This window comes from Paraburkholderia sp. BR10872, assembly GCF_040965835.1.
Classification (GTDB): domain Bacteria; phylum Pseudomonadota; class Gammaproteobacteria; order Burkholderiales; family Burkholderiaceae; genus Paraburkholderia; species Paraburkholderia nodosa_A.
On the sequence record NZ_JBFRCN010000006.1, the window covers coordinates 44069 to 67984 of the forward strand.

Consider the following 23916-nt stretch of genomic DNA (forward strand, 5'->3'; position numbering starts at 1 on the left):
GGTTGCGCGCGCAAGCATGTTGAACCCGCGATGAAGCCGCCGCCATGCTCGCGATGACCCTGCTCTTCTGGCTCCAGCCCTGGGAGCCTTCGCCGACCGTGATGATCTGCACGATGCTCGCGGCGGTGTTGTTCGTGCGCGGCAAGCGGCACGCGCGGGTGTCGCTCGCACGCCAGCTCTCGTTCTGGTTCGGGCTTGGCGCGCTCTACGTCGTGCTGCATACGCGCCTCGACTACTACTTCGAGCACGAGTTCTTCATGCATCGCGCGCAGCACCTGGTGCTGCACCACCTGGGGCCGTTCTTCATCGCGCTCGCCTACCCGGGCGCGGCGCTGCGCGCGGGCATTCCGTTCAGGTGGCGGCAGCGCTTCGTGCGTCCCGCGCTCGCCGCGCGGCCCGTGCGCGTGGCGCTCGACATCGTCATGCATCCCGTCGTCGCGGTCGGACTCTTCGTCGGGCTCATCTATTTCTGGCTCTTTTCGCCGATCCACCTCATCGCGATGCTCGACTGGCGTCTCTACCGCGTCATGAACTGGAGCATGGTGATCGACGGGCTGTTGTTCTGGTGGCTCGTGCTCGACTCGCGCCCCGCGCCGCCCGCGCGCCTCTCGCCGGGCAAGCGTGTGCTCGTCGTGATCGCGGCGATTCCGCCGCAGATCGTGCTCGGCGCGTTCATCTTTTTCACGCCGCACGAGCTTTACCCGGTCTATTCGATCTGCGGCCGCGCGTTCACCTGGCTCTCGCCAATGCGCGACCAGCAGATCGGCGGGTTGCTGCTGTGGATTCCGGGGTCGATGATGAGCGTGGTCGGCGCGCTGGTCGCGCTGCGCCACTGGATGCGGCTATCCGCGCGCGGACGATTGCAGCGGGACCGGCGGCCCGGCATGCGTCCGGCGGACGGCCAGCGTCACGAGGAAGGGCGCACCCTGCGCACGTAAAGCACTCGAGTGCCGGCGCAAGATGCGATCAACGTCGAATCAGGCCGAGCGCATCCATACGTGCGCAATGCCGTCCTCGTCGTGAATCTCGCCAACGGGCGAGAAGCCGAACGCACCGTAGAACTTCTGCAGATGCGCCTGGGCATGCAGACGCATCGCGACCTCCGGCCATTGACGCTCGATCTGCGCGATGGCGCGCTCGAGCAGCGCGTTGCCGAGCTTGATGCCGCGGTGGTTTTGCGACGTCACCACGCGGCCGATGCGCACGTCGGGGTCCTGCGCGTCAGGCAGCAGCACGCGCAAATAGCCCGCAAGCTCTCGCGCGCCGCCCTGCTCGCTCCATGCGAACAGATGCCATGCGCCGAAGTCGAGACCGTCGATATCGCCATACACGCAGTTCTGCTCGACGACGAACGCGTCCGAGCGCAGTTTGAGCATGGCGTAGACTTCGCGCGCGTCGAGCGCATCAAAGGCTTTCCATTGCCAGTCGAATTGGGGCAGCGGCAAGGCGGTGGACTGCACGGTCATGGTCGGTGATTTCCATCAAGGCGTCGTGAATGACCACGATTATGCCGCGCGCCGCGAGCGCCACAAACTCGCGACTCTCGCAGCGCTCACTTTCGCCGGCGCGGTTGCTCGTATTTGCGCCAGTACTGGAATGGCTCCTCGTGCAGATCGATGTCGAGATCGACGATGCGCGCCTGCATGCTCTCCTGCGCGTCGGCAATGGCCTTGTTGTAGACCGCCGGCGCGATCTCTTCGAGAAAGAAGCCCAGCAGCGCGCCCGCTGCGATGTTGCCGATCGGCTCTTCCATGTTGGCATCGAAATAGCGCTGGATGGAGGCGATCGCTTCGGTGCGCGCGTCTTCGGGGAGTTCGATGGACATGTCGGCAAACCGCGGAGGAAAGGTTGCGGTTATTTTGCGCCAGGCGCGTTGGCGTGTCGCGAAAAACGCAGCAAGGCGGCCGCAAAAAACAAAAGCCACCCGAAGGTGGCTTTTGTTTTGCATCTGGAGGCGCGAGCCGGAGTCGAACCGGCCTACACGGCTTTGCAGGCCGTACACTTCTCAGTAAAATCAATGGTGTAGACCAATAAACCACTCGAATCACCCACTCTCCTCCGTGCCCATCAATTGCAGCGTCAATCTGATCGATCGGAAAGCAGTATGATCTGTCACCTACAACCGGGGCAAGAGAATGCAGCTCTTCGATGACATAGTAACCCTACTCAGCGACGACAAGGGCTCGCTCGCGAGCGGCCTACTTAAGACGAAAGTGCTGATGCACCGTATCGGCCACAAAGATCTCGATGGCTGGCTCAACAGCGAGCTTAATGGCTATCCCAACACAGATGCGGTACCCGACTACCGTATCGTCAGCGCTCAACTCACCGGCACCGTCGAAAACATCGCCCGGCGGATGAGCAACGTGACTCTACCGACATTCCATCTTCCCGAGCACGTCCGCGAGAGATTCTGCAAGGCACATCTCGGACATTCAGTCAAGGAACTCGAGGTCTTCGCAGCGGCGGCGGAAGGGACCGTTGCCTCCGCCGTCCCGCCTGAATTCTATGGATTGCTGGGTCAGCCGTATGAAGGAGGACACGTAACCAGCGCTAGGAGCCTTATCGGGTCAACGCAGATCGCGGGCGTTCTCATCGAGATTCGCACGCGTCTGCTTGAATTCGTACTAACTTTGCAGGATAAGATCGGTGACGTCCCGGAGGTGGAATTGAAGAAGGCAGCCGCTAACGTAAACACAAACGACATTTTCAAATCAGCTGTTTTTGGTTCCAATACCACAATTTTTGTAGGCAACCAGAATACCGCGACAATTTCCAACACGATCAATCAAGGGAATATTGATCAGTTAGCCAAAGCGCTACGCGAGGCGGGAGTGCAACAAGACGACCTAGCGTCACTTAGTCGGGCTATCACTGACGATGGAGATGTGCCGACGCACACAAAATCGATTGGCCCGAAGGTCGCGCAGTGGATTGGGTCCATGATGCAAAAAGCCGCAAGCGGAAGTTGGCAAATAGGTATTGCCGCAGCGGGCAACCTCCTTTCCGGCGCTATTTCGAATTACTATGGGCTCGGATCCAGTTAAACCGATAGAACCAACCCATTCATTTCGCATAACCGCGTGCGCGACAGCAATCGCGCACGCGAGCGTCTGATGACTAAAAGAGCCCCGCCGGCTGCGCAGCGTCATCCCAGCTGAAGATGATCACCTCCTTTCGCGCAGCCTCGCGCCCTCCACCTCCAACCGTGTAGCAAATATCGACAGTTTCGATATGAAAGCCGTCGAACGCGCGTCGGATGTCGGGGTGATCGTTCAAACTCACAATTGCCTTCCCCTTCAACGTCCGCAGTCGTGCGGCCATGGCCTCGTATTCGCCAAAAGGAAACGGGACCCCATATCCCTCGGTCTGCCAGTACGGTGGATCTAGATAGAAAAGCGTGTGCGGCCTGTCGTAACGCTCGATGCATGCTTTCCAGTCCAGATTTTCGATATACGTGCTGGCAAGCCGGAGGTGAGCCATCGAGAGGCTCTCCTCGAGGCGCAGGAGGTTGAGTCCCGGCGGAGCAGTTGTCGCGGTTCCGAACGTCTGCCCTTCGACCTTACCGCCAAAGCAATTTTGCTGAAGGTAGTAGAAGCGCGCGGCCCGCTGGATGTCTGTGAGTGTTTCGGGAGCCGTTTGCTTGAGCCACTCGAACACCTGCCGGCTTGAGAGCGCCCACTTGAACTGCCGAACAAACTCCTCGAGGTGATGCTGCACGACGCGGTAGAGATTCACCAGATCCCCATTCACATCATTTATCACCTCAACGCGTGCGGGTGGCCGCATGAAGTACAGCGCCGCACCGCCTGCGAACACTTCGACATAGCATTCGTGCGCGGGAAACCTCGGGATAAGGTGATCGGCAAGGCGGCGCTTACCGCCGATCCACGGGATGATGGGTTGAGCCATAGTGATTGCCTTTGTTGGATATTTGTTAGAATTCGGCCCACCCTCCGGAGGGTTTCAGGGCCTCGGCTGATTCACTGGTACGTCAGTGGAAAGGTGACCGGGACGAATGCTGCAACATTCCCCCGGTCGCCCTGTCTTCAAAAACTGCTTGGTTTCTCCGAACTGTCGAATCAGGCGTTATAGGCATGGAAGCGCCTGCCCTAGCCTGACCAGACAAGAGCTAATCTGAACTGGACAAAGACTTGTCCGCATCGGTTGTCGAAGGTCAATCTTTTTGACGGCGTGCTAGCCTGCGACTCGGTCCTCGTGGGCGTGGTGGCCCTCGGCCCACGATTTAGCTGCCGCACCGTCTGCGGAGACGGTGCGGTATTTTTTATGCCCGCTCCGAGCCTCACTAGCTGCACATTCATCAAGGCATCGGTACTTATGGGTACCTATGCATCCAGAATGCTCTTTAGTGCGAACGCGACAAAAGATTCCACGAAACCGACATCGGACACATAGCCCGCATTTCAAGCTTCGCTAGCGCTGGGCGAATTGCTACCATCCCCCCGATTGTTACTTAATGTAACGGCCGCAAATTCAGGGGAGATTGTTAGGACATGAAACTACTTGGGCTATTAGGTTGCACTGCCGCGTTGACGGGCTGCGCCTCAATCGTCAACGGCACGAACCAGGTCGTTTCGATACAAACGTTTAAGGGTAGCGACGAAATCGCCGGCGCTGCTTGCAAGCTCGAAAACGATAAGGGAACGTGGTTCGTCAAGACACCAGGTACGGTCACCGTCCACCGCGCGTACGGTGAGCTCTCCATCAAATGCGAGAAGAATGGCGTTGACCCCGGTATCGCGACCGTGAAGTCAACCACCAAGGGCATGGCGTTCGGAAACATCCTCTTCGGCGGTTTGATCGGCGCAGGCGTCGACATGAGCACTGGCGCAGCCTACGACTATCCAGCGCTGATTACGGTCAGCATGGGACTAACAACCATCATCGAACCGCCCGCGAAAACGGACAGCGCGCAACAGCCGACCGCCACCACCTCCGCAGCTGCACTGGGGCCAACGATTGCGGCGGCGAAAAACCTCCAGGCCGCACCGAACGCTAGCAAGGAGTGACGCCCGTCGCCCGACTTAGCAACCAATCTGATTCGGACGAGACATTGAACTCCCCTGTGCAGTCAACCGGCTGTCACGAACCGGCAAGTATGCTTCGCAATTCTCTCAGCTGGTGGGCACGAGCCCTCGGATAGCGCCCACCGGTTTTTTTGCCGCACCGCCTACAAGACGGTGCGGCTTTTTTTCGGCGACTCCAATCAACGGACGCCTCCCAATAAGCTTTGGAAACGAACATGGACGACCACGACAAAGCGAGAAGCAAGCACTTGCAGAATTCGATCGATTTCGCTCAGCGACGCATTGACGAACTTGATCCAAACGATCCGGAGCAGGGTCACTATCGGCGAGCGCTGGAAGAGAAGGTAAAGCAATGGAAGGAATGGCAGAAAGGCAAGCCCCCACTGACCGAAGAGCAAAAGTCGCGCAATCGCGCAGTCATTGCCAGTACCGACGACGAGATCCAAAAATTTCGCGAACGGATTGCCTCGCTGGAGAAGCAACTCGAAGCCGAGACGAATCAGAGCTGGCGCCAGTCGGTAGAACACGAGATTCACATCCTCGCGAACAACATTGCCGGCCTCGAAAGATTGAACGATATGCTAAAAGAGGAGCTAGCCGGATAGGGCCTGTCGTACACGCACTTCATTCCGGTAACCCCGTTATCGGAACGCAATCGCTGCGCGACAATTCGCCAGAATCGAATCCCAACTGGCCAAGCCAGACATATCCGCAAGCTGCGCCGGCAACATAGCGGTCGCTACCGCAACGCATGGCAAGGGATGGGTGTGGAGCAGGATCGTACCAGGTTTGCTCCGGATGGCATTGTTCTGTCCCAGCGCAAAAGCGCTCCGTGACAGCTGCCGGGCGCACAGCCGCCCGGCAGGTTTTTTTCGATCGAGATCCTAGTCCCCCGATCGCGTGCATTCCCCCTCAATCAGTCCGTGCTGCTGGAGCGCACAGACGTATTGCTGGAGGTAGTCGGCTTTTGCCCGGGCATCGTTGTCTGCATCGTCGAAGACCCCGAAAAGATCTGCTCCCCACGCTGGTGATAGCTCGGCGTAGCCACTGGCACCATGGCCCACGCCGCCGGTGCCGGCGCCGGCACTGGCTTCGTCGGTACCGGCTGCAGTGAAGTTGGACACTGCGATGCGCAGCCGGCGAGTGCCGTCAGCAATAGCAGCGCGATTCTTTTGATTGTCGGCTTCATGGGCCAGTCGCTCCGTTGTCAATTGAACATCGATCGCGGCCACGTCGCTGGCCGCCTGGGTGTGCGCGTCGATCGCGCGGGTTTCGGCATCGAGCGCCATCTTCGAAATGGCTAGCAGATCGTTGGCGTGCTGCTCGTTATCTTTCGAGTGCGCGGCCTGCGCTTCCGCGAGTTCACCGCGCGCGATCAAATGCTCACAACCGAAACCGGCGCCAGCGGCAATCAACGCCACGAGCGCATACGGTAGAAACGTCTTCCACATCACAAGCCTCGCTCACAGATCGCACGCTCCAACGCGCGCCGCTTGACCAGGCCGGGAAGAACCCGGCCGCCCGATGTCACCCACTGCTGCTTTCCCGAGTCAGACTCGTTCATCGCCCTGCACGCGCCGCGATAGTCGCCTGCATTGAAACGCCGCGCCGTCGCGCTACCGCAGTAGGCCCCTGTGCCGACGTTGTAGGCAAAGCTCAAGGCTGCCCCGAGTTGATACGTTCGCCCCTTCAGGCCGGGCGTACACTTCAGCACCGGCTCGGCATGCGCGATGAGCTGCGTCTCTAGCGACTCTCGGCACTCGGCCTCGCTGTAGACCTTGCCGACGACAACGTCATGCGTATCCCCCATGCACTTCGTCGGGATGCCTACCGGGTCGAGATAGCCTCGCAACACCTCGCCCTCTAACGTCGGCACAGTGGAAAGCAAAAGGGCTGCCGTAGCAGCCCCCACAACACCCACCAGTGTTTTCTTCTGCACATTAGCCATCAGCCTTCTCCACACGCGTCACGCGCGCACCGAGCACCAAAACGAAGCCGGCAACGGCTACCCATCGCGCCCAGCCATGCGGAAGCGCAGCCTTCAGTTCATCCGGCACCTGCCTCCATGCATCGAACAGTGCAGGACCAGCGCCAAAGACAACGGACAGGGCCGCCGACGTACGCACCGACGCGAGCTTGTGACTCTGACGCCAGTCCTCAATCAATTTCAGCTTCAAAATCGTCACTCCTTTCCAAGGATCGCTTTCGTCTTGCGACGAAGCAGAATTTCGATGTACTGCGACCCGACGATCCCGAGCGCGCTGCCGATCCCGAGTAGCGCGAGTGGCGGCAGATCCGGAATCTGAAGCAGTGCGACACCAGCAACCATCGAAGTGGCGGAACCCAGCAACGCCCGGCCCGCGACCACTCGAAAGGTCAATTGCTCACTGCTCACAAGTAACTTTGCGACCCCTATCAATGCGCCCACAAAGATCAACTCCAAAAGAGTCTTGTCAGGCTCTTGCATCCAGTCCTCCAGGACAAATAAAAAGCCGCCCGGGGGCGGCTTTTGTTATGTGATGGCGCCCGCTACGTCGGGATGACCGTGATGTTGATGCCAGCGCCGTAGAACGTCTGGCTCATGGAATCGGCGCTTATCGCGAATCCGTAGCTCAACGCCTCGCCAACGTTGTCGCCGGCATCCGAGCGGCGCACAACCTGCGCGGTGTACGCACCAGCTGCGACGCCATCGAACTCAGCGGACGGGGCCGTGGCATCTGCGACCGCAACGGCAACGCCATTCGCGTCCAGCAGGGATGCACGCAGTGAACTCGCGGTAACGTCACCCGTGCAAAGCGACAGGATGTCGACTCGTACTTTCATTTCGGATTCCTCCCTTACTCAACAGTTGCCGACTTGAGGTAATTCTCGAGCGCGGTCAGATCGTCTCCCGTCAGCGCGGCATTGGCTGCTACCGCCTTCACCAGCTGGGTCGGTCGGTACTTCGTCGTCGACGTCGAGAAATCCCAGTAAAGCCCGAACGCAAGCTCGGTGGCAAACGTCGCAGCGACCAATGCATTGTTCTGCAAATTCTGTTCGTATACGCCGTTGATACGCATGTTGAGCTTCCCGGATGCGCGGAAGAATCGCAGCACCGCGTACATCATCTGACTGGCCGTTACCACAGGACCCGCATAGTCCGCATAGTTCGTCTGCAAGCCACCCGGTGCTCCCATGCGGAAACGCCCCGAATCATCGTTCTCCAGGCGCCAAGCGTTGTTTGCCGACGTGTAGCTGCCAAGCGCAAAGCCACCCCATGTGCCGCCCGCGATCGTGAGCGCACCCGGTGCGAAGCGAACGCCAACCGTAAAGTCACCGGACGTATCGAACGTCGGCAGAACGAGAGCCATCGGGACACCCTGGATGGAATAGCCGGTGCCAGTACCATCCGACGTATCGAAGAAACGACCGGCCACTGCCGTCTGCCCATTTGCCATTCGCACCGCACCGCGCTCGAGGCGATCCTGAAACCCGGTCGCGGCCGCACTTACCCCCCACTTGGCGACCACAGGCCATGCCACGATGGAAGCCAGTTGCGCGAGCGCGAATTGCTCGGCCGTAACGCCCGGCGGCAATGCGTTGCCGATCTGAATTATTTGACGACGGTTCATGTTTTTCCCTTATGAAAGCGCCTTACGGAAGGCAACGCACCAGTTGTAGAGATTCGTGTTGTCGTACTGCGATTGGTCACGCGTATCCGTATCGCGCAGGCATCCACGTGACCCGGTGTTTTGCCCGCTCGGCATCGTGTTCAGGTTGAGCGCACTTTGCATTGCGTACTGCACGGTCGCACCTACCACATAGTTCGCTGACAAGGTGAGCACGACGCTCGTGCCATCGCCGCCGAGCGCAACGTTCGTGATAGTGGTGCCGGCTCCATCTGAATATTCGAACCCGTAGTTGCCGGGGTTCGTCACCACGGTCGTATCGAATGCGAGCACACCGACCGGACCAGCGACGGTATCCCCGCTCACGAGCGTGTTGTTGAACTGAATCGACACGGTGTTACCGGCGCCCACGATCGACACTGGTTTGAGCGGTTGCCACTTGCGGCCCGCGAGCCAGTGCCTCGACGTGCGCTCGCCGTACTCACCCTGCTTGACATAGCCCTCCGCGAGCATGTGCGCGTCGTCGTAATACAGGTGCTGGTACTTCGGGCCGATCAGGATGATATTGGCGCTGTTGTCGTGCGCGAGCAGTTGGCCAAGCGTCACGCCTTCGTTCGCTACCTTCTGCCGGTTCATCTGCGAAAGGATCATCACCGGCGGTTGACGCTGCCCCGTGATCGGCATGATGTCAGCCGAGAAATCCGAGATCCACTCCTGCAGATAGCCTTCGTACGTCGTATCCGCAATGTTCCCGGTCTCGCTCTCACCATGAATGATGTAGAGCGTCGGCACGTAGTACTTCCAGCCCTTACCAGCCGCGGTGGCCTTGCCGCCCGTTATCGAGCCGATCAGACTCGCATAAGGCGCTGTGCCTTTCTTCAGCCCCGAATACGGCGTTGCCCCCAGGCCCGTCGACGTCGCGAGGATGCGCTGACGGAAGCCCCACTTTGAGAGAAGCCTGTTGTTGCGCGCATTAGCAAAGCCCGAGCAAACCGTCTCGCCCACAACGCCGCTCCAGGCTTCCTGTAGCACGCCGAACTTCGTGAAATAGTTGCCCGTTCGCGGGTTGCCGACCGTCCCGTCACCGAACGCCAGGCAGTACCATCCGTGCGGCGAGGGAACATTCGAGAACACGGTCGCGGCGGTAAATACCTGATTCACCGCGTCCCACGTGTAAGTCACAAAGCCCCGTGCGCCGAGCGCGAGCGACTGACCGTACACCGCAGTGTGCGCTACAACGCCCGACTCGGGCACGATCTCACCGGTCGGCAGGATCGTCACCGCGTCGTTGCCCCCTACGAACTCATGGTCGGTGATGCAGCGCACCGCCGTATTGTGGTGAACGACCGGTGCTCGCCAGTTGTATCCATCAAGCGTCAGCTGCCGATACTGCGACTGCCCGTCGAGCACCATGATCTGCTGCTCTGTCGTGCCGCCGTTCACCTTCGCTACCTGCTCGACCAGATAGCCGGAGGAATTGCCTCCCAATGCACCCGACTCGAGTTGAGTCTGAATCCCCGCGACGGCCGCCTGTAACGGCGCTATCTCAGGATGCGTGTGTGTAGAGTGAAATAAGCCGACGCTATCGATCCACGTCAGATACGCGCCGTCGACCACGACCCCGTACGCGTAGTCTTGCCCCTTCGCGAGCGGGACTACCTTCGGCGCAAGATCCCGCAACATCGCGAACTGGCCGAACTCCGTATGCGTGTGCGTCGAATGGAATACGCCACTTGAGTCCACCCAGATTTTCAGCGTGCCGTCGATCGTCACACCGTAATCAAGAGCGCTTCCCTGCGTTAGCGGCATCACCTTCGGCACATACTCGCGCAAGGTGGCGAACTGCGAGAACTCCGCGTGCGTGTGGGTCGAATGAAACGTCCCCGTACTATCGAGCCATACCGTGTACGCGCCGTCGATGCACGCACCCCAGATGACGTCGTAATACTGCGTCAGGGGGATGAATCGCAACGTTGCCGTGCGTGCATTGAGGTTCGTGATCGCCTGCGAATGGGCCTGCACTGCCACAAGGCTGGGCAGCGTAATGCCTGCACTGACAGCCGCCCCTGCCTGGTTCTGCCATACGTCGTAAGAGCCGGCCGCGTTCGTCGACGGCACGTAGAAATACTGCTGATCGGTCGTCGCCGCTATGCCTGCCGCCGTCGACGCATAAATGCGATTCGCCGCTGCGCCGACACCCGCTTGCGTAGCCGCCTGGTTTGCACTCGCCTGCGCATTGGCGGCGAGTTGAGTCACAACCGGCACAGCCCCCGCCGCCGCATCGATCTCGTCGCTCTTGTCATTCAGGAGCTTTGCGACCGTTACAACCTGACCTCCCTCTGTCTGCACCGTGCTCCCGGCCCCTGTTGCGGGACCGTGAACGATGTCATGGAGCAGCTCACAGTCTACGGCGAGCCGATCGATTTCCTGCACTGGTGTAAGTGCCATATCTGATTTTCTCCAGGCATGAAAAAAGGCCGCGCCGGAAATAATCCGGGCGGCCTCGCGCATGCAAAGTTGCTTTGTTACGTCCCGCCACCGGGCCCGGAGTTGTCCGACCCAGACGACTCGCCATCGCTTAGCGAGACGTCGACCGTACGGGCCGCAGACTCGCTATGCCACGCGTTGTATGCCGTCACGTCATACGAATTGCCGGCAGTCACCTCGCACGTCGGGCCAGCCCCGTCAAACACCGTGTCGGCACCTTGCCGCACGACAAAACCCGTCGCCTTGACTGCCCCATTACTCGACATGTAGAGCGTCGCCAATCCTCCGACGCCAGGCGTAACCGTCACTGTCGGCATAGCAGGCGGCGTGCTCTTGACGGTGATCGTTGCAGGCGTACCCATGCCCGCCACGTTGCCCGCTGTGACACGTACATCGAACGTATCTGCGATTGCGCCATACTGCTGCGCCTGCTCAAGCGTCCAGGTGAAGTTTTGCGCCGTGATCTCAGCGCTGTATTTCACGGCGCCGCCGACCATGACATCGATGTCGTAAAAATCGACGTCCTGCAGACGCTGGATTTCGATCGACAACTGATCGCCCGTGAAGGGGTCGCGCAGGGAGAGCGACGGCGCTGCAGGCGGATACACAAATTCCGTTACCGAGCCTGTCCACGTCGCGTACGGGCCTCCCAGGCCGCTCGCACCGTACGCTCGCACACGAAACATCCAGTCACCCACCGCAATCGGTACGCTTATCGTATTGCCCGTCGAGGTGCCGAGCTTTGCCCACGAGGCACCGCCGTTCGCGCTTGACTGGAATTCGTACAGCGCGGCGCCAGCCGCAGGGGCTGCCGTGATCGTCACATTGCCGGGCACGATCTTCCAGTCGACGGCAATCTCCGTGACGATCGGCGCATGAATGATGCCGGGCAGAGACGACGGCGAGACTGGTCCCGGCGGTGACTGCTGCGTTTCCGCGAGGTGGGGGCTGTCGGCTGCGTTGACGAACGTGAGATCGACCTGCCCGTTGTCGCCCGGAACGATCGAAATCACTCGGGCATCGAGCATGGCTCGATCGATGCCCGGCCCGAAGCAAAAGCGTGTCGCCTCATACGAGAAGCCGTCGCTGAAAACAAAACCGGCCGGCAGCGCGTCGACGAGCGCCATGCTCATATCGTCCCCGCTATCTGGCTTCGAGACCCTTAGCGCACCCGTAGGCGACCCATCCGGCCAGATGAAATAGACATAGTGCTGCGCCCCCTCGGTCCACTCGAGTTGCTGGTCGACCATCACCATGCTGTCGTCCTGCCCGTCTACCGTGCCGGAAATCCCCCATTGCGGCAGGTCATGAGAGATACCGACCAGATCGCCGAATCGCGGAATAAAGCCCTCCAACTCGGTCGAGAGCGTGATCTGCTTGCGCTGATCGCGATTGGCATACGCTTTGTAGATCCCCTCTCTCCACGCCTGAGTGCGGTTGGTAACGCCGACCATCTTGATCGTGCTGGGAACAAGTGCAGGAGACCCTGTCGGAATACATGCCACCTCCTGCCATCCCCACGTTTGTTCGTCCAGGTACTGGATCACAACATGGTCCGGTGTATCCGCCGCATAGAACGCATAGCTCACAGCGAACGAACTTGGGATACTGTTGTCAGGGGTAAATACGATCGTTCGCGCAGTCTTCAGCTCGTCGCGCACGATGCTGACCACACTCGCGAAATACATTGGCACCGCACGCCCGGCTGCCGCGATCGTCGTGAGCGCATCCCAGAAAGTCCCTTTGGTGTCGAACACTCCATTGAACTGGTCGCCACGCGCCGACCAGATGGCATCGAGTTCGAGCAGCGTCTCCAGATCAACGCGCTTGTCCGCGAGCCCCCCACCGTAGGTCGTGTTTCGACACGCATCCGCGAATGCCCATGCGATCGATCGGGTCGGCTGCGGATCGCTCCATGAAGTCCCGTTCCACACAGGCAGCTTTCGCGTGCCGATAACGTAGACCTGGTGCGCCGTCGATGAATTCAGGTTATTGGTCGCGCGTGCACGAAGGGCTAACAAGGTGCAATCGCCGTAATAACGTTCGCTCGGAAGGTATGCACGCATGCCTGCCCACTGCACCCGATTCTGTGCGCGACTATCCGTATTAAGGTTTGTCGTGCGGCGTGCCCGCACCTCGTAACGAGCGGCCGTCACCGGATAGCGATAGCTCACCTGCTGCGGCTGAGACGTTGCCATCTTCAGCTCGCGCGCATCGAGTCCGATCCAGTCGCTCGTTGCATTACCGGCGTCATCAATCTGCCGGGCCTGCACCTCATAGGTCAGCGCAAGAGAACCGAGGGAACCGTTGTCATTAGCGTAAAACAGCCCTGACGGCAGCGTGAGGTCGATTCCGATGAAGTTAGCCTTCGTGCCCGCCGGATTCGCCGTAAACGGCCCAACCCAGTCACCACTGTCATTCGGAGCCTGCAACTCGATACCCCCGACCTCGGCGCTCGTGACGACATTGTCGGGAAAGAGCGTGACAGCCTGATTCGGCCCAACAATCTCGTAGTCGATCTCGCTGAAATTCGCGATGGGCGTATCGCCGATCAGGATGGACTCGATCGCGAGTTCGCCCTGTGTGATGCAAAACAGCTCATACAGGTACTGATCGTTGTCGGAATACTCCGTGTAGGGCTGCGAGGCGAGATCCGGCGTCAGCTTCATGCGACCATAGGCTGCCGGCATCGAATCGAGCAACCGCGCGCTGTTACCGCTCGACTGCAATGAATACGTGGGACTGGTCGTAGTGCCAGTCACGCTTGAACTCGCGCTTACCGTCGGCACGATTGCATTGACTAGCAGCGAACCACCAATCGATATTGCCATTCCTGCGGCGGCGGCCTGCCATCCTGTCAACGCCAAACCCCAGCCAGCCCCAGGCACAAACACTGCAGCGGCAAGCACGGCAACTTGCAGGATGATTGCAAGCGGATTCGAGCCTCCACCATGGCCGGCGCGGGCTTCGACATGAACAAGCGCTCCGTGGGGAATTTCGCGGTCCCAATCTCCGCGCAGCCAGTAATCGCCATTCACGCAGACCGTGCTCCACGAAGCGTCAACGGACGCTGCGGCGAGCCAATCCCGCACCGTCATTGGCCGCTCGAGGTGTACGATCCGTCGAGCAAGCGAGGAGCAAAGCGGGTTACGCGCGTGAATGACTGTCGCGCGGTAGGAACTCGTACCAAGTAGCACGCGGATACCCCATTACCTTGAGTTGATGTCGCGAGGTGTAGATCACACCCACCCCTTCCATGGCGTGAAGCACCCCGCCGCCATCGATTTGCAGATAAACACCGACATGCGGCCGATCCCCTGACCGCAGAAGTACGCCACAGCCGTGCACCGGGCGCGGCACGATGCGCCAACGGCCAGACTCAAGCTGATCGTGGTAGATAGCCCGCATCCCCGCAGGATCGGCCGCACGCTCGGGCATATAAATGCCGAAGTGTTCTCTCTGCACCCATGCAAGAAGGCCCCAACAATCGAAACTGTCGGGGCCTCGACCACCACCCACCCATGGACGATTGATGTATGCGTTCACCTCATCGGCCGTCATCGATTCAGCCCCGGAAAATCAGTCGTGGTGTAGATACGCGACGGAAACGCCTTGTTATGGATGTCTGTAAGCGTTGCGCTCGTCGTAACCTGCGTCAAAGTTGCTTTGGCGCTCGATGCATACAGCGTTAGCGGCTCCACGTCCTGGGGACCTGCTGCCGGGTCTGCGGCGCGAAAGCGCCGATAGGTCACTTCGATCTGCGCGGTTTGGGCGACGGCGTTTTCGAGATGAGACACCACTTCACGGCTCACGCCATCCAGCGTCACATCGAGTTGGGGTGCCTGCCCCTCCTCCATCGACGGCAACTTGAAGTTGAACGCCACGGCCTCGAACTGGACAGAGTCACCAGCATTCAAAGGGGCGTCCGCCTCGAGCTTCGCCTGTAGCGGCTCGTGATCAGCCACCACGCGAATCGGCGCTGGATTGCCGGCATTGTCGATGAATGTGGGATGGCGAATTTCCAGCGTATTGAGGACATAGTCGTCCTGCGGATTGCTCGCGTATATCTCCGCGAGGGCTTGAGAGAGCGTCGCCATTTACCACCTCAGTGGACCCGTTAGATCCGAGTGAATAAGCCGATGGAGACGGTCCCCGGCCCCGAAGACTTCCTGCTCGCTGTATTTGCGCAACACGACGTAATAGTCGTAGCCGAGTACCGGCATCGACTTAACCTTCAGATTGGCAGTCACGTCAAACCACGTGCGCGAATCGCTGATTGACGACTGATAAGGCGGATCTTCGAAGAATTGGGCCTGCACCGCAGTGACACCCATGCCGTTCAATAGTCCGACAGAAAACGGTGCGGCGCCGAGGTTAATCTCGTACTTCAAAAAGGCCTCGAAAACCGCAAACTGCGTCCACGTGAATCGCCACTTCACCGAGATGGTGCTCGGGGTTTGCGTGAAACGGCGTCTGGTGCGACTGCGCCCGGAATCCATATCTGTGGCGGCATAAACCGCCTTCGGCTGGACTCCGTAGCCATCCGCTCGCGGCTGCGGCAACGTGTCAGGCCATACTGCAATATCTGCCATTAGCTGGTCCCTCCCACGGTACGGTTCAAACCGTATTGCCGTTGCATCGCCTTTGCGGTTGTGCCGCGACCCGACTGAATGCCGGCGGCAATGTGCTGATCGATCGCGGGCAGCAGCACGTCGAGGCGCAGTCCACCGCTCGCGGTTTTCGACTGCGTCGTCTGCGTGCCGGCCGGAGCGTTGTGGATATTCACCTCGACCTGCGGCGATGACGCTGAGGCCGAATCCCCTTCGACAGAACCACCATCAGCGAAGCGATTCGATCCGCTGAGCGCACCGCCTCCATTCAGGGCCGTCAGAAAGCCACGCATGCCCGGACGCGATGCCACGCTCTCCTTAACCACAAATTCCCCGTTGGAGAGGCGCGCGTTGATGCTGTCGCTCGTGCCGGAGCCAGCTCCCCATACGGAACCACCGGTCGCAAAGCCAAGCCCTGCGCCTACACCGAACAAAGCCCCAGACCCCGATATGCTGGCCGGCATGGTGAAGTTATATCCGGCGCTGCCCGTGAGCGTGCTCGGTGAAAGGAATCCAAGAATGCTGTTTGCGAGGCTGCTATACGCCTTGTTCGCGAAAATCTGCGCAAACGAAGCCAGCATGCTCGACACCATCGACGCAACCGCCTGCGCAGGCGTTTTTGTCCCCGTGACGATGTCGGAGAACAGGCCAGTGAATGCACTCCTCCCAGCATCCGTGAAGTCCTGAAGATAACCTTGGCTGTCGACCATTGACTGCCGGATCTTGTCGCGCAACTGATCCAGGCTGCGCAACACGCCCTCGTCGTTTGTCGACCACGAAAGCCGATTCACCTGGTCATACAGGGTCTGCAACGACTGGACCGTTTCCTCAGAGTTGTCACGCAACTGACTGAATCCGTCGAACAAGCCAGCGAGGCCCGTTTGCTGATCCAGGTCGATCTTCATTTGCGCCGCCTTTGCCTGCGCGACGATGTCGTTGTATCGAGCCGAAAGTGCCGTGAGTTGCCGATCCTGATCGAGAAATGCGGCGCCCGACAGATCGCCCGTGCTCACCGCCTGCAAACTCGCGCCGCGATACTTCTCGTCGAAATCCGCGAGCGCCTTCGTCTCCGATACGCCAGCTTGCGCGAGGAGCGCGTTGTGCGCGTCTTCGATCGACTTCTTGTATTGGCGCTGAGCCTCCGTTTGCTGGGTGATCAGCACGGCAACCTTTGCCGCGTTTTCCTGTGTCACCTTGGTGATCGACGTGTCGACTTCGCCGATTTGCTGGGTGATCTTGATACGCTCCTCGGACGGCGCCCTCCAGTAGGCATCCTGAAGCGTTTTCTTCTGCTGCTGATAGGCAGCAATCTGTTGCTGCGCAGTATCGTCGGCAAGCGAGATCTCGGCCTCGTAATACGCCTGGTCGGAAATCAAAGTTGCTTTGTGCAGCGCTTGCAGTTGATCGTCCGACGCCTTGTATGCAGCGCTGATGAGATCGAGGCCGTTTTTCGTCGTCTGCAATGCCGCTGCCAACTCGTCCTTGCGAGCCTTGTTCGCAGCCGATACGCCGCCTTGATCGGCATAGTGCTTGCGCAGATACGCTTCGTCGGTCGCCTGCTGCGCAGCGGAGATCTGGTTGTTTGGGTTTGCCTTGTTATAGGCGGCGACGTTCTTTCGGTACTCCGAGAGCGCATCATCAACCCGATGGATGCCGCGCTCCTCGTCCTGCAGTTTCTTCAGGAAGTCTGACGCCTTGATGCCGGCCGCCTGCTCCATGTCGTTTTGCGACTTCGTTGTGGCGGCGTCCTGCTCTTTCAGCGCGTCGCGGTTCAGTGCATCAAGTTGCGCCCGCGCTGCGTTCAGTTGCGGCGTAAGCAGATCGCTGTTCATCTTTCCGGTCGCCGAGTTGAGCGCGTTTTGCAGCCGCTGCACCTCCGCAGTGGCAGCTGCGATCTTCTCGGCCGCCGTTTCGGCCCGGCCAAGCGATTTCATCCACTCCCAGACGCCACCAATCGCGGCCCCCACACCTCGCCACGCCTTTTCAAGATACCCGAGGTTTTGCAAAGACTGCCCGCTGATCTGTGCATCGAGCGCCTTTGCAACCGCGAGAATGGCCCCCTGCTTGTCCCCCGCATCCTCAAGTGCGCGAATGTACTCGTATTGCGCGGTCGTGATGAAGTGCATGCTCGTGTTGTGCTGCTCGGCCCACTTCGCAACGCCCTCGGGCATTTTTGCGTAGTCCTCGGCAATATCATCGAGGCTCTTGCCGGTCAGATCGTGCATTCGCACGACGTCGGCGCCGAGAATCTGAAGCGCCTGCCCCGTGAACTGTCCCGAGAATACGAGCGCCTGAAGGCCCTCGCGCGCGGTTCCGACGCTCGATCCCGTACTCGACGCAATCGACTGCGTGAGCGCCTGAAAGCTGCTTGCCGTGACACCCGCAAAGTTCCCGGTGAGGATCAGCGAGTTGTTGAATTTTTCGGTCTCCGCGTGTCCCTTTACCGCAGCGACTGCAAACGCGGCAATCGTTCCGATGAGGCCGACGATGGAAAGGCCCGCTGCGCTGGTGACCACCTCCACTGCATCCATCTCCTCGGCGAGAACCATCGAAGAGCCAATGAGATTCTTGAAGCTGCCGGTCAAGGTCTCGTGCGCCATCACGAGGAGTTCCCGGCGCGCAGCGGCAGTATGAATACCGATCTTGTCCATGCCGGCCGCACCGGTCTCGCCGGATTGCCTGAGTGATGTGCCGACGCTCGAAGCGGTCGATTTGATATCGCGCGCTCCGGCGTTATAAGCGGACGGGTCCATCGTGATCTGAACGACCAGTTGGCCCAGGGAACCACTTGATGCAGCCATATGGCCTCTCTCACGTATGACGCACAGCGCGTGCGCGTTCATCTATATTCAGGACGAATGCATCACGTCGAGCGCGGCCTCCTCCATTACGCGCAACTTCTCGAAGACAGCCGCGCGGCGCTTTCTGGCGACGCCAAGCAGGCGAAATACAGGGTCAATCGCGCCGTAATCGATACCGGTCTGCAGAACGCGCGCGGACGCCATCGTCGATACAGCAATTGCGCGCCACTGCGTCCCAAGCGCGAGGAAAACCTGAACGGTCTCCCAGTTATCCGGATAGACCTCGAAATCAGATTCCCTGGCACGCTCGCGTGCAGATTCGACATCAACCTGACGCGCACCGAAGGCAGCTAGAGCGGAGGCGACGCCATCGTCGATTCCGCCGTCGTCAGGCGCGGCCCCTGCCCACTTACGCGCCGCCCCAATCAGTTTTTTCTTGCGGCTCCCGAATGCGCCTCGAGGAAAGCCCCCCAGAGTCCGACAACTGCATGCGGAATTTTCAGCAGCGAATCCCGGTATTCCGTGGTGAAGGGCAATTCCTGGCCTGTCGCGTCACGCAAATCGGACCATCCGGTAAGCAGGTCAGCCAGGACCGTTCGGATGGGTTTATTGGACTTCAACAGCGCGTCAAGCTCGTCGCTGTCAAGCCGCCGAAACACGGCAACAAACGTGAAATTTTCAACCGCACCATCCGGCGCATTGCCGGGCTCTGTGACTTCTACCTTGGCAGTAAGCGTGGGCGATTTGCTGAGTACGTAGGCCATTTGAACCCCAATGAAAACGGGCCGCGCTTTGGCGGCCCGTACGTGATGAACAAGTAAAGTTACTTTACGGTAATGATCAGCTCATCGTTGCCGTTGAGCGGGTTGACTCCAAGATCGCCATTGAGCAGCGCTTTGTTGTTTTGATCGGAGTACGAGAGGTTGCTGATCTGCGCTTGCGGCGCCTCGAGCAGAACGATGTTTCCCGCTGCCTGCCCCTGCTGGATCGTCAGCGCGCCAAGCGTCGCATCCCGCGCAGCAGTCCACCAGTCTTTCTCGGAGACTTTGGAAAGCTCCATGACGATCTTGCCGGTCGGCGCCCGATCGTCGACCTCGGCGCCCTCGTCGCCGATCATCTGGAACCAGTTGAGCGAATTCGCGATATCCAGAGACAACGACTGGAGCGGCCCGCTGTAGCCGAACATCGACCACGTGGTATTCGCCGTATTCGCGATCCTGGGAGTGAGGAACTTCGAGAAGTCCACACCCGCCGGGAGCGGCGAATCAGTCACGGGGTTGTAGGTCCCCATGAACTTGAACGACATCTTCGGAATCCCCGCCGAGGTGATGTCGATTGAGACCGTCCCGTAAGCGTCGGTCAGCTGATGCAGCAGACCGTCGAGGTGATAGTAGATCGTGAGCGGCGTGTCCGGCTTGAGGCTCACCGGCGCATATTTCACGTCTGTGCCTGCCGTAATGGTTTCGGCAAAATAGCAGGCCACGAGCAGTCGACCCCATGCCGGTGCCGTGCCGGCGACACCTGATCCAGCGATCTCGACGTCGAAACTCAGTTCCGTGTGGACGCCTGCAGTCAGTTGCTGATTGTTGCCATAGAACGGCCGGATAAGATCGCGGCTGACCATAGTCGCCGCAAGCGGCGTATGGCTCGGATTCGTCACCAGCATCGCATCGTCTGCGCCGGTCGGCACGGCTGGCGTGCCGATAGCATCCTGCAGCTTCGCGAGAATGACTGTTTTCTTTGTGGATTTCGCCATCGAGGTTCCCTCTAAATGTATACGACGCCAGCGCTACAGGGCCTCGGTCGGCGTCTGGTACTGAAACAGATACTGGATTGTCACAACGCCGATGCCGCCCTCAGCATCGGCGACGCTAGGCTCTTCAGTTGGCCCTTCCACGATGCCCATCAAACCCGGCGCATCGAACGCCATGACGATCGGATGCGCGAGTTCGAAGATGTCGTCGGCGGCACGATCAGGCGCAGCGTCGCGCACAACGGCGGTCAGATTGAAAATGCACTCGCGCGCGGTAACACCGATGTCCGTCGTCGGCACATCGCGACCACGATGAACCACAAGCACGCGTGGCTCGCTGCTGCTCACCGCCTCAAACACCGAGCGCTCGACCTGCACACCAAGTGACTGCAACTCTGCGCTGCCAGACAGCGCCTGCATGAGCGATTCAACATACGACTCGCGTCTTGTCGTCATTTGGCAATCCCCAGGTCGCCCACCATGAAGAAGCCATCGTGCTGTCGGCGTGGGGGGCGCAGTACGCGATACCGGACATCATCGATTGACAGCAACGAGCCGCGAGCGAGGTCAGGAAGGTCGTGGGCCTGATACTCGATCTGGTACTCAGCAGCCGTCGTCTGGTTGCCCAGCTCGAGATGATCAGGCGCAACGAATCCGACCTGCACGCTGCCGGGCATGCCGTCGACGTAAGCCGTCTTGAGCATCCCGACAGCGGCAAAGGCGTCCCAGAATATGCCGGGATCGAACACGTCAGGCTCCGGGCAGTCGCACTCGCGCTGTGGCGCTGTTCGCGACCACAGGCGCCGCGAGCACACCATAAGCAGTGTTGCCCTCGGCGACGGTTGCAATCGTGCCGGCGGCGGTCAGGTAGGCTGCATCGCCTACGGCCCCGGCCGCCGCCGCATCCGCCGGCAGCTCGAAGATACCGACGATCGCGTATTCGCCAGACGTGTTCGCGGCGTACGCGCCACTCGCGACCGCTGGCAGCTTCGAATTGCCGAGCGTCACGGGCTGGCCGGAAATAACAGCGGCGGCGAGCGTCGCCGTCAGGGTCTTGCCGTGCTGAATGAAGTTGTTCATATGGGGTTCCTGTCGGAAATGGTTCGCTTGAACTGCGGATCACGCCGGGCGCACATATGCGCCCGGCAACGTGCCTTACGCGGCGCCGGGGTTCTTGTAGAGCCCGCGGAAATCGATTGCCTTCGCCGCGAAGTCGAGACGAGCCTTGACCTTCAGGCCGTCGACGTCGAAGTCGAGCGACTGTTCGGTGTACAGGCCTTGCTCCCCGTCGAGATAGCAGTACTCGACCGTGTCGATCACGGCCGGGTCAGCAGCGAGGTACCAGCCGGTCGTACTGACGGCATCGAGTCGCGCCTCGACGATCGGCGTGAGCGTTCCGAAGAACGGGTTCTGCTCGGTGGCCTGATTGGGCGTGTACTGGTTGCTCGTGAACTGGCCCGCGACCGTTTCGAGTGCTGCCGGCACCAGCAGGTAGCTCGGTGCGAGATTCAGCGCCGTGCCATCGCCCGGCGCCTTCTGCACGCGCATCGCGGCGCGACCTGCCGACAGTGACGCGATGCCGATGGCTGCCGCCTGCCCAAGATTGTTGTGCGTTGCGTGAAACAACGCCTTGCCATCGGACATCGGCGTGTTACCGAGCAGTGCGCCATACACCATGTCGAGTTCGAGGTTCGCAGCCGCGCGCCCGAAATACAGCGGCACGCGCTCAAGCGCCGAGAGATCGTCGTTGATGATCATCTGGCGCGTGAACGAAACGATCTTGCCGAACGTGCCAAGCTGGATCGTCTCGCCGCCGTCGACCAGCTTGCCATACTTGTACTCCCCGGCCTCGTTGACCTGTTCGAGCTTCAGCGCACCATCGACCATCACGCGCGTCGCAGCGCGGAAGTCGGTCAGCACGCCCTGACGCGCCCATTGCGAGAACGAGCGCGGCGCTGCCGTGTACGCTTCGCGAAGCGTGCGGTTGATCACGTTGCCAAAAACGACCGGAAGATCCGAGGTCGTGTTGTAGCCGCGCTCGCCCATGCCGAGCGCAATACCGGCGATCTGACGGCGATCGAGGCCACGCGTATCGACACCGGCTGCTTCAAGACCGACGCGGCAGAACTCGCCGAGCGTCATGCCGCGATACTGACGGCCTGCATCGGTAAGCGAATGGCGCGGGTTGATGCGGTGCATGAGGGCGTTGGACATCGCCTCCTGCCGCACTTCGGTCTCGTCGGTCACGGTTTGCACGCCCGATTGCGAGCGCGTTTGCGCCGCATTCGAGCGCTCAGCGAGCATACGCAGCAGCTCGGCGCGCACCGCATCGACCGTGGTGCCGTTGTCGACGAAGCGATCGATCAGCACCTGCGGATCCTCGAGCGTGCTGGAGCGCACTGCTACGCGAATCTCCTGCACGCGCTGGCGCTCCTCCGACTGAGCTTGAGAACGAGCGGCTTCGGCACCTTCGGCCGGCGGATTTCCCGGCTGTACCGGCGGGGTGACCGAAGCATTCGCGTTGGGTGCGGTGCGGGCTTGGCTGTTTTCATTTTGGGTCGTCGGCATAGTTGCTCCTTCGTTTTGCTGAGAGGCGTTCGCCCCGTTGGGTTGATTGCCTGCGCCTCGCTCGACGAATTCGCAGGGAAAGAAACGTTGATGGCCGCCAGGATCGTCGCCGCGCGTGGTCGAGCCCGCGTCAGCCGGGATCGCGACGAGCGAGACCTCGTAAGGCTCCCAATCCGTCGCGCGGTAAATCCACTGATCGTTACCCTCCTGGCCGGGAGGGATCATTTCGACCCGATAGGTTCGATAGCCGACTGAGACGTTGCGCAGGATGCCGTCCTGCACGTCCTGGAAATACGGCTCTGCGATGTCGCGCTTTGAAAAGCGCAAAGTTGCTTGGCCGGTTCCCGATGCGCTGTTGAGCGAGGCCGACGAAACAACGCCGAGCACACCATCGAGCCCGGCCCAGCGGCTGTGGTTGTTGAGAAGCGGTGCGCTGCCCGATTCGAGGCGTTGCATGCGCACAGCACCGGGCTGCGTGCTCAGCTCTTCCAGGTAGTTGCGGTCGCGCATCCAGTCGTAGCGCAACACCTGCGCGCCGGTCGTCCACGTCACGTCGACGGTGCGCGCATCGGCATTCACCGACGAGACCGGCATCTCACGACCGAGGATCGGCATCGATGAGCCGCGCGGCTGGGCGCCACCCGGCGAATTTGCTGTTTGGGGCATCGTTTGCTCCAACGAAAAACGCCCGCAGGTGCGGGCGTGTTATGTGGTTGTGCTGCTGACCTATCAAGGCTGTCACGGATAGGCCATCGGCTGAGGCTGAGGGATTACACAGGCTTGTCGCCCGGACTACGCTTCGGCGGCGGCGGCAGGCGGTCCAATGTTTCGGGCCGATCGCGCTGCACCTCACCCCGCTCAATCGCGATCACGTCGGCGAACGTCGCGTCTCGCCACGCGCGTAGATACTGCCGGCCGCCAATGGGCAAGAAGCCCCGTCCAGGCACCGGCAATGGCGGCCAATACCAGTACTCCGCCTGAAGGACGATCTTCTTTCGCCACCCGAGCCGATAGCGTGTGTTTCCAGTGAGCATCGTCGAA

At 60.3% G+C, this 23916-nt stretch carries 27 protein-coding genes and 1 tRNA gene; 4 read left to right on the top strand and 24 right to left on the bottom strand.

Annotated elements, in window-relative coordinates:
- The first annotated feature begins 53 nt into the window (after positions 1-53).
- Complete coding sequence (locus tag AB4Y43_RS06875; protein WP_368727378.1) at positions 54-938, top strand: cytochrome c oxidase assembly protein; 885 nt, start codon at positions 54-56, stop codon at positions 936-938.
- A 39-nt stretch (positions 939-977) separates the two neighbouring features.
- Here the strand turns inward: AB4Y43_RS06875 and AB4Y43_RS06880 are convergent, their stop codons facing one another.
- From AB4Y43_RS06880 to AB4Y43_RS06890, 3 genes are all read right to left on the bottom strand, one after another.
- Positions 978-1466 carry a GNAT family N-acetyltransferase gene (locus AB4Y43_RS06880; protein WP_342945457.1) on the bottom strand — a complete coding sequence of 163 codons (489 nt, stop codon included), beginning with the start codon at positions 1464-1466 and terminating at the stop codon, positions 978-980.
- A gap of 86 nt (positions 1467-1552) precedes the next feature.
- A complete protein-coding gene (locus tag AB4Y43_RS06885) occupies positions 1553-1825 on the bottom strand; it encodes a DUF2164 domain-containing protein (protein WP_342951950.1) in 273 nt (90 codons plus the stop codon).
- Positions 1826-1949: 124 nt separating this feature from the next.
- Positions 1950-2065: transfer RNA gene (locus tag AB4Y43_RS06890), tRNA-Ser, on the bottom strand.
- A gap of 70 nt (positions 2066-2135) precedes the next feature.
- Between AB4Y43_RS06890 and AB4Y43_RS06895 the strand changes: the two genes are divergently transcribed.
- Positions 2136-3047 (top strand): hypothetical protein, encoded by a 912-nt coding sequence (locus AB4Y43_RS06895; RefSeq protein ID WP_368727301.1) that lies wholly within the window; start codon positions 2136-2138, stop codon positions 3045-3047.
- 73 nt (positions 3048-3120) lie between these two features.
- On the opposite strand, the gene AB4Y43_RS06900 is transcribed toward AB4Y43_RS06895, so the two are convergent.
- Positions 3121-3912 carry a DNA adenine methylase gene (locus AB4Y43_RS06900; RefSeq protein WP_368727302.1) on the bottom strand — a complete coding sequence of 264 codons (792 nt, stop codon included), beginning with the start codon at positions 3910-3912 and terminating at the stop codon, positions 3121-3123.
- A gap of 602 nt (positions 3913-4514) precedes the next feature.
- Between AB4Y43_RS06900 and AB4Y43_RS06905 the strand changes: the two genes are divergently transcribed.
- A complete protein-coding gene (locus tag AB4Y43_RS06905) occupies positions 4515-5030 on the top strand; it encodes a hypothetical protein (RefSeq protein ID WP_368727303.1) in 516 nt (171 codons plus the stop codon).
- A 233-nt stretch (positions 5031-5263) separates the two neighbouring features.
- Positions 5264-5653, top strand: coding sequence for a hypothetical protein (locus tag AB4Y43_RS06910; protein WP_368727304.1), 390 nt, complete (start codon positions 5264-5266; stop codon positions 5651-5653).
- 279 nt (positions 5654-5932) lie between these two features.
- Here AB4Y43_RS06910 and AB4Y43_RS06915 read toward each other — a convergent pair whose 3' ends face one another.
- From AB4Y43_RS06915 to AB4Y43_RS07010, 20 genes are all read right to left on the bottom strand, one after another.
- A complete protein-coding gene (locus AB4Y43_RS06915; RefSeq protein WP_368727305.1) occupies positions 5933-6499 on the bottom strand; it encodes a lysis system i-spanin subunit Rz in 567 nt (188 codons plus the stop codon).
- On the bottom strand, positions 6499-6996 hold the full coding sequence (locus tag AB4Y43_RS06920; protein WP_368727306.1) for a lysozyme: 498 nt from the start codon (positions 6994-6996) through the stop codon (positions 6499-6501). The genes AB4Y43_RS06915 and AB4Y43_RS06920 overlap by 1 nt, the downstream gene beginning before the upstream one ends.
- Positions 6989-7234: a hypothetical protein gene (locus tag AB4Y43_RS06925; protein ID WP_368727307.1), complete on the bottom strand. Its 246-nt coding sequence runs from the start codon at positions 7232-7234 to the stop codon at positions 6989-6991. The genes AB4Y43_RS06920 and AB4Y43_RS06925 overlap by 8 nt, the downstream gene beginning before the upstream one ends.
- The gene (locus tag AB4Y43_RS06930; RefSeq protein WP_368690919.1) at positions 7231-7515 is read right to left on the bottom strand and encodes a holin; all 285 of its coding nucleotides are present in this window, start codon (positions 7513-7515) and stop codon (positions 7231-7233) included. The genes AB4Y43_RS06925 and AB4Y43_RS06930 overlap by 4 nt, the downstream gene beginning before the upstream one ends.
- A 62-nt stretch (positions 7516-7577) precedes the next feature.
- Complete coding sequence (locus tag AB4Y43_RS06935; RefSeq protein ID WP_368727308.1) at positions 7578-7871, bottom strand: hypothetical protein; 294 nt, start codon at positions 7869-7871, stop codon at positions 7578-7580.
- Between the two features lie 14 nt (positions 7872-7885).
- On the bottom strand, positions 7886-8659 hold the full coding sequence (locus AB4Y43_RS06940) for a hypothetical protein (RefSeq protein WP_368690921.1): 774 nt from the start codon (positions 8657-8659) through the stop codon (positions 7886-7888).
- 9 nt (positions 8660-8668) lie between these two features.
- Complete coding sequence (locus AB4Y43_RS06945; protein WP_368727309.1) at positions 8669-11104, bottom strand: hypothetical protein; 2436 nt, start codon at positions 11102-11104, stop codon at positions 8669-8671.
- 77 nt (positions 11105-11181) lie between these two features.
- Positions 11182-14241, bottom strand: coding sequence for a host specificity factor TipJ family phage tail protein (locus tag AB4Y43_RS06950; protein ID WP_368727310.1), 3060 nt, complete (start codon positions 14239-14241; stop codon positions 11182-11184).
- A 49-nt stretch (positions 14242-14290) separates the two neighbouring features.
- Entirely contained in the window at positions 14291-14704 is a 414-nt protein-coding gene (locus AB4Y43_RS06955; RefSeq protein ID WP_368727311.1) for an NlpC/P60 family protein, read from the bottom strand.
- Positions 14701-15240, bottom strand: coding sequence for a DUF1833 family protein (locus tag AB4Y43_RS06960; RefSeq protein ID WP_368727312.1), 540 nt, complete (start codon positions 15238-15240; stop codon positions 14701-14703). Before AB4Y43_RS06960 ends, AB4Y43_RS06955 begins: the two co-directional genes overlap by 4 nt.
- Complete coding sequence (locus AB4Y43_RS06965) at positions 15241-15735, bottom strand: hypothetical protein (protein ID WP_368727313.1); 495 nt, start codon at positions 15733-15735, stop codon at positions 15241-15243.
- A complete protein-coding gene (locus AB4Y43_RS06970; protein ID WP_368727314.1) occupies positions 15735-18554 on the bottom strand; it encodes a phage tail length tape measure family protein in 2820 nt (939 codons plus the stop codon). The genes AB4Y43_RS06965 and AB4Y43_RS06970 overlap by 1 nt, the downstream gene beginning before the upstream one ends.
- A gap of 48 nt (positions 18555-18602) precedes the next feature.
- On the bottom strand, positions 18603-19091 hold the full coding sequence (locus AB4Y43_RS06975; protein ID WP_368727379.1) for a DUF1799 domain-containing protein: 489 nt from the start codon (positions 19089-19091) through the stop codon (positions 18603-18605).
- Positions 18980-19318: a hypothetical protein gene (locus tag AB4Y43_RS06980; protein ID WP_368690928.1), complete on the bottom strand. Its 339-nt coding sequence runs from the start codon at positions 19316-19318 to the stop codon at positions 18980-18982. The genes AB4Y43_RS06975 and AB4Y43_RS06980 overlap by 112 nt, the downstream gene beginning before the upstream one ends.
- A 59-nt stretch (positions 19319-19377) precedes the next feature.
- The gene (locus tag AB4Y43_RS06985; protein ID WP_368727315.1) at positions 19378-20310 is read right to left on the bottom strand and encodes a phage tail tube protein; all 933 of its coding nucleotides are present in this window, start codon (positions 20308-20310) and stop codon (positions 19378-19380) included.
- Between the two features lie 33 nt (positions 20311-20343).
- On the bottom strand, positions 20344-20763 hold the full coding sequence (locus AB4Y43_RS06990; protein ID WP_368727316.1) for a hypothetical protein: 420 nt from the start codon (positions 20761-20763) through the stop codon (positions 20344-20346).
- Positions 20760-21056, bottom strand: coding sequence for a hypothetical protein (locus AB4Y43_RS06995; protein WP_368727317.1), 297 nt, complete (start codon positions 21054-21056; stop codon positions 20760-20762). Before AB4Y43_RS06995 ends, AB4Y43_RS06990 begins: the two co-directional genes overlap by 4 nt.
- Position 21057: 1 nt before the next feature.
- Complete coding sequence (locus AB4Y43_RS07000) at positions 21058-21387, bottom strand: capsid cement protein (protein ID WP_368727318.1); 330 nt, start codon at positions 21385-21387, stop codon at positions 21058-21060.
- Positions 21388-21462: 75 nt separating this feature from the next.
- Positions 21463-23541: a prohead protease/major capsid protein fusion protein gene (locus AB4Y43_RS07005; protein WP_368727319.1), complete on the bottom strand. Its 2079-nt coding sequence runs from the start codon at positions 23539-23541 to the stop codon at positions 21463-21465.
- A gap of 104 nt (positions 23542-23645) precedes the next feature.
- On the bottom strand, positions 23646-23909 hold the full coding sequence (locus AB4Y43_RS07010) for a hypothetical protein (RefSeq protein ID WP_368727320.1): 264 nt from the start codon (positions 23907-23909) through the stop codon (positions 23646-23648).
- Positions 23910-23916 lie beyond the last annotated feature (7 nt).

What these genes read in the sequence shown, in the direction of transcription:
- AB4Y43_RS06875 (WP_368727378.1), top strand. Translation starts at nt 54, where the DNA reads ATGACCCTGCTCTTCTGGCTCCAGCCCTGGGAGCCTTCGCCGACCGTG.
- AB4Y43_RS06880 (WP_342945457.1), bottom strand. Translation starts at nt 1,466, where the DNA reads ATGACCGTGCAGTCCACCGCCTTGCCGCTGCCCCAATTCGACTGGCAA.
- AB4Y43_RS06885 (WP_342951950.1), bottom strand. Translation starts at nt 1,825, where the DNA reads ATGTCCATCGAACTCCCCGAAGACGCGCGCACCGAAGCGATCGCCTCC.
- AB4Y43_RS06895 (WP_368727301.1), top strand. Translation starts at nt 2,136, where the DNA reads ATGCAGCTCTTCGATGACATAGTAACCCTACTCAGCGACGACAAGGGC.
- AB4Y43_RS06900 (WP_368727302.1), bottom strand. Translation starts at nt 3,912, where the DNA reads ATGGCTCAACCCATCATCCCGTGGATCGGCGGTAAGCGCCGCCTTGCC.
- AB4Y43_RS06905 (WP_368727303.1), top strand. Translation starts at nt 4,515, where the DNA reads ATGAAACTACTTGGGCTATTAGGTTGCACTGCCGCGTTGACGGGCTGC.
- AB4Y43_RS06910 (WP_368727304.1), top strand. Translation starts at nt 5,264, where the DNA reads ATGGACGACCACGACAAAGCGAGAAGCAAGCACTTGCAGAATTCGATC.
- AB4Y43_RS06915 (WP_368727305.1), bottom strand. Translation starts at nt 6,499, where the DNA reads ATGTGGAAGACGTTTCTACCGTATGCGCTCGTGGCGTTGATTGCCGCT.
- AB4Y43_RS06920 (WP_368727306.1), bottom strand. Translation starts at nt 6,996, where the DNA reads ATGGCTAATGTGCAGAAGAAAACACTGGTGGGTGTTGTGGGGGCTGCT.
- AB4Y43_RS06930 (WP_368690919.1), bottom strand. Translation starts at nt 7,515, where the DNA reads ATGCAAGAGCCTGACAAGACTCTTTTGGAGTTGATCTTTGTGGGCGCA.
- AB4Y43_RS06935 (WP_368727308.1), bottom strand. Translation starts at nt 7,871, where the DNA reads ATGAAAGTACGAGTCGACATCCTGTCGCTTTGCACGGGTGACGTTACC.
- AB4Y43_RS06940 (WP_368690921.1), bottom strand. Translation starts at nt 8,659, where the DNA reads ATGAACCGTCGTCAAATAATTCAGATCGGCAACGCATTGCCGCCGGGC.
- AB4Y43_RS06945 (WP_368727309.1), bottom strand. Translation starts at nt 11,104, where the DNA reads ATGGCACTTACACCAGTGCAGGAAATCGATCGGCTCGCCGTAGACTGT.
- AB4Y43_RS06950 (WP_368727310.1), bottom strand. Translation starts at nt 14,241, where the DNA reads ATGACGGTGCGGGATTGGCTCGCCGCAGCGTCCGTTGACGCTTCGTGG.
- AB4Y43_RS06955 (WP_368727311.1), bottom strand. Translation starts at nt 14,704, where the DNA reads ATGACGGCCGATGAGGTGAACGCATACATCAATCGTCCATGGGTGGGT.
- AB4Y43_RS06960 (WP_368727312.1), bottom strand. Translation starts at nt 15,240, where the DNA reads ATGGCGACGCTCTCTCAAGCCCTCGCGGAGATATACGCGAGCAATCCG.
- AB4Y43_RS06965 (WP_368727313.1), bottom strand. Translation starts at nt 15,735, where the DNA reads ATGGCAGATATTGCAGTATGGCCTGACACGTTGCCGCAGCCGCGAGCG.
- AB4Y43_RS06970 (WP_368727314.1), bottom strand. Translation starts at nt 18,554, where the DNA reads ATGGCTGCATCAAGTGGTTCCCTGGGCCAACTGGTCGTTCAGATCACG.
- AB4Y43_RS06980 (WP_368690928.1), bottom strand. Translation starts at nt 19,318, where the DNA reads ATGGCCTACGTACTCAGCAAATCGCCCACGCTTACTGCCAAGGTAGAA.
- AB4Y43_RS06985 (WP_368727315.1), bottom strand. Translation starts at nt 20,310, where the DNA reads ATGGCGAAATCCACAAAGAAAACAGTCATTCTCGCGAAGCTGCAGGAT.
- AB4Y43_RS06990 (WP_368727316.1), bottom strand. Translation starts at nt 20,763, where the DNA reads ATGACGACAAGACGCGAGTCGTATGTTGAATCGCTCATGCAGGCGCTG.
- AB4Y43_RS07000 (WP_368727318.1), bottom strand. Translation starts at nt 21,387, where the DNA reads ATGAACAACTTCATTCAGCACGGCAAGACCCTGACGGCGACGCTCGCC.
- AB4Y43_RS07005 (WP_368727319.1), bottom strand. Translation starts at nt 23,541, where the DNA reads ATGCCCCAAACAGCAAATTCGCCGGGTGGCGCCCAGCCGCGCGGCTCA.
- AB4Y43_RS07010 (WP_368727320.1), bottom strand. Translation starts at nt 23,909, where the DNA reads ATGCTCACTGGAAACACACGCTATCGGCTCGGGTGGCGAAAGAAGATC.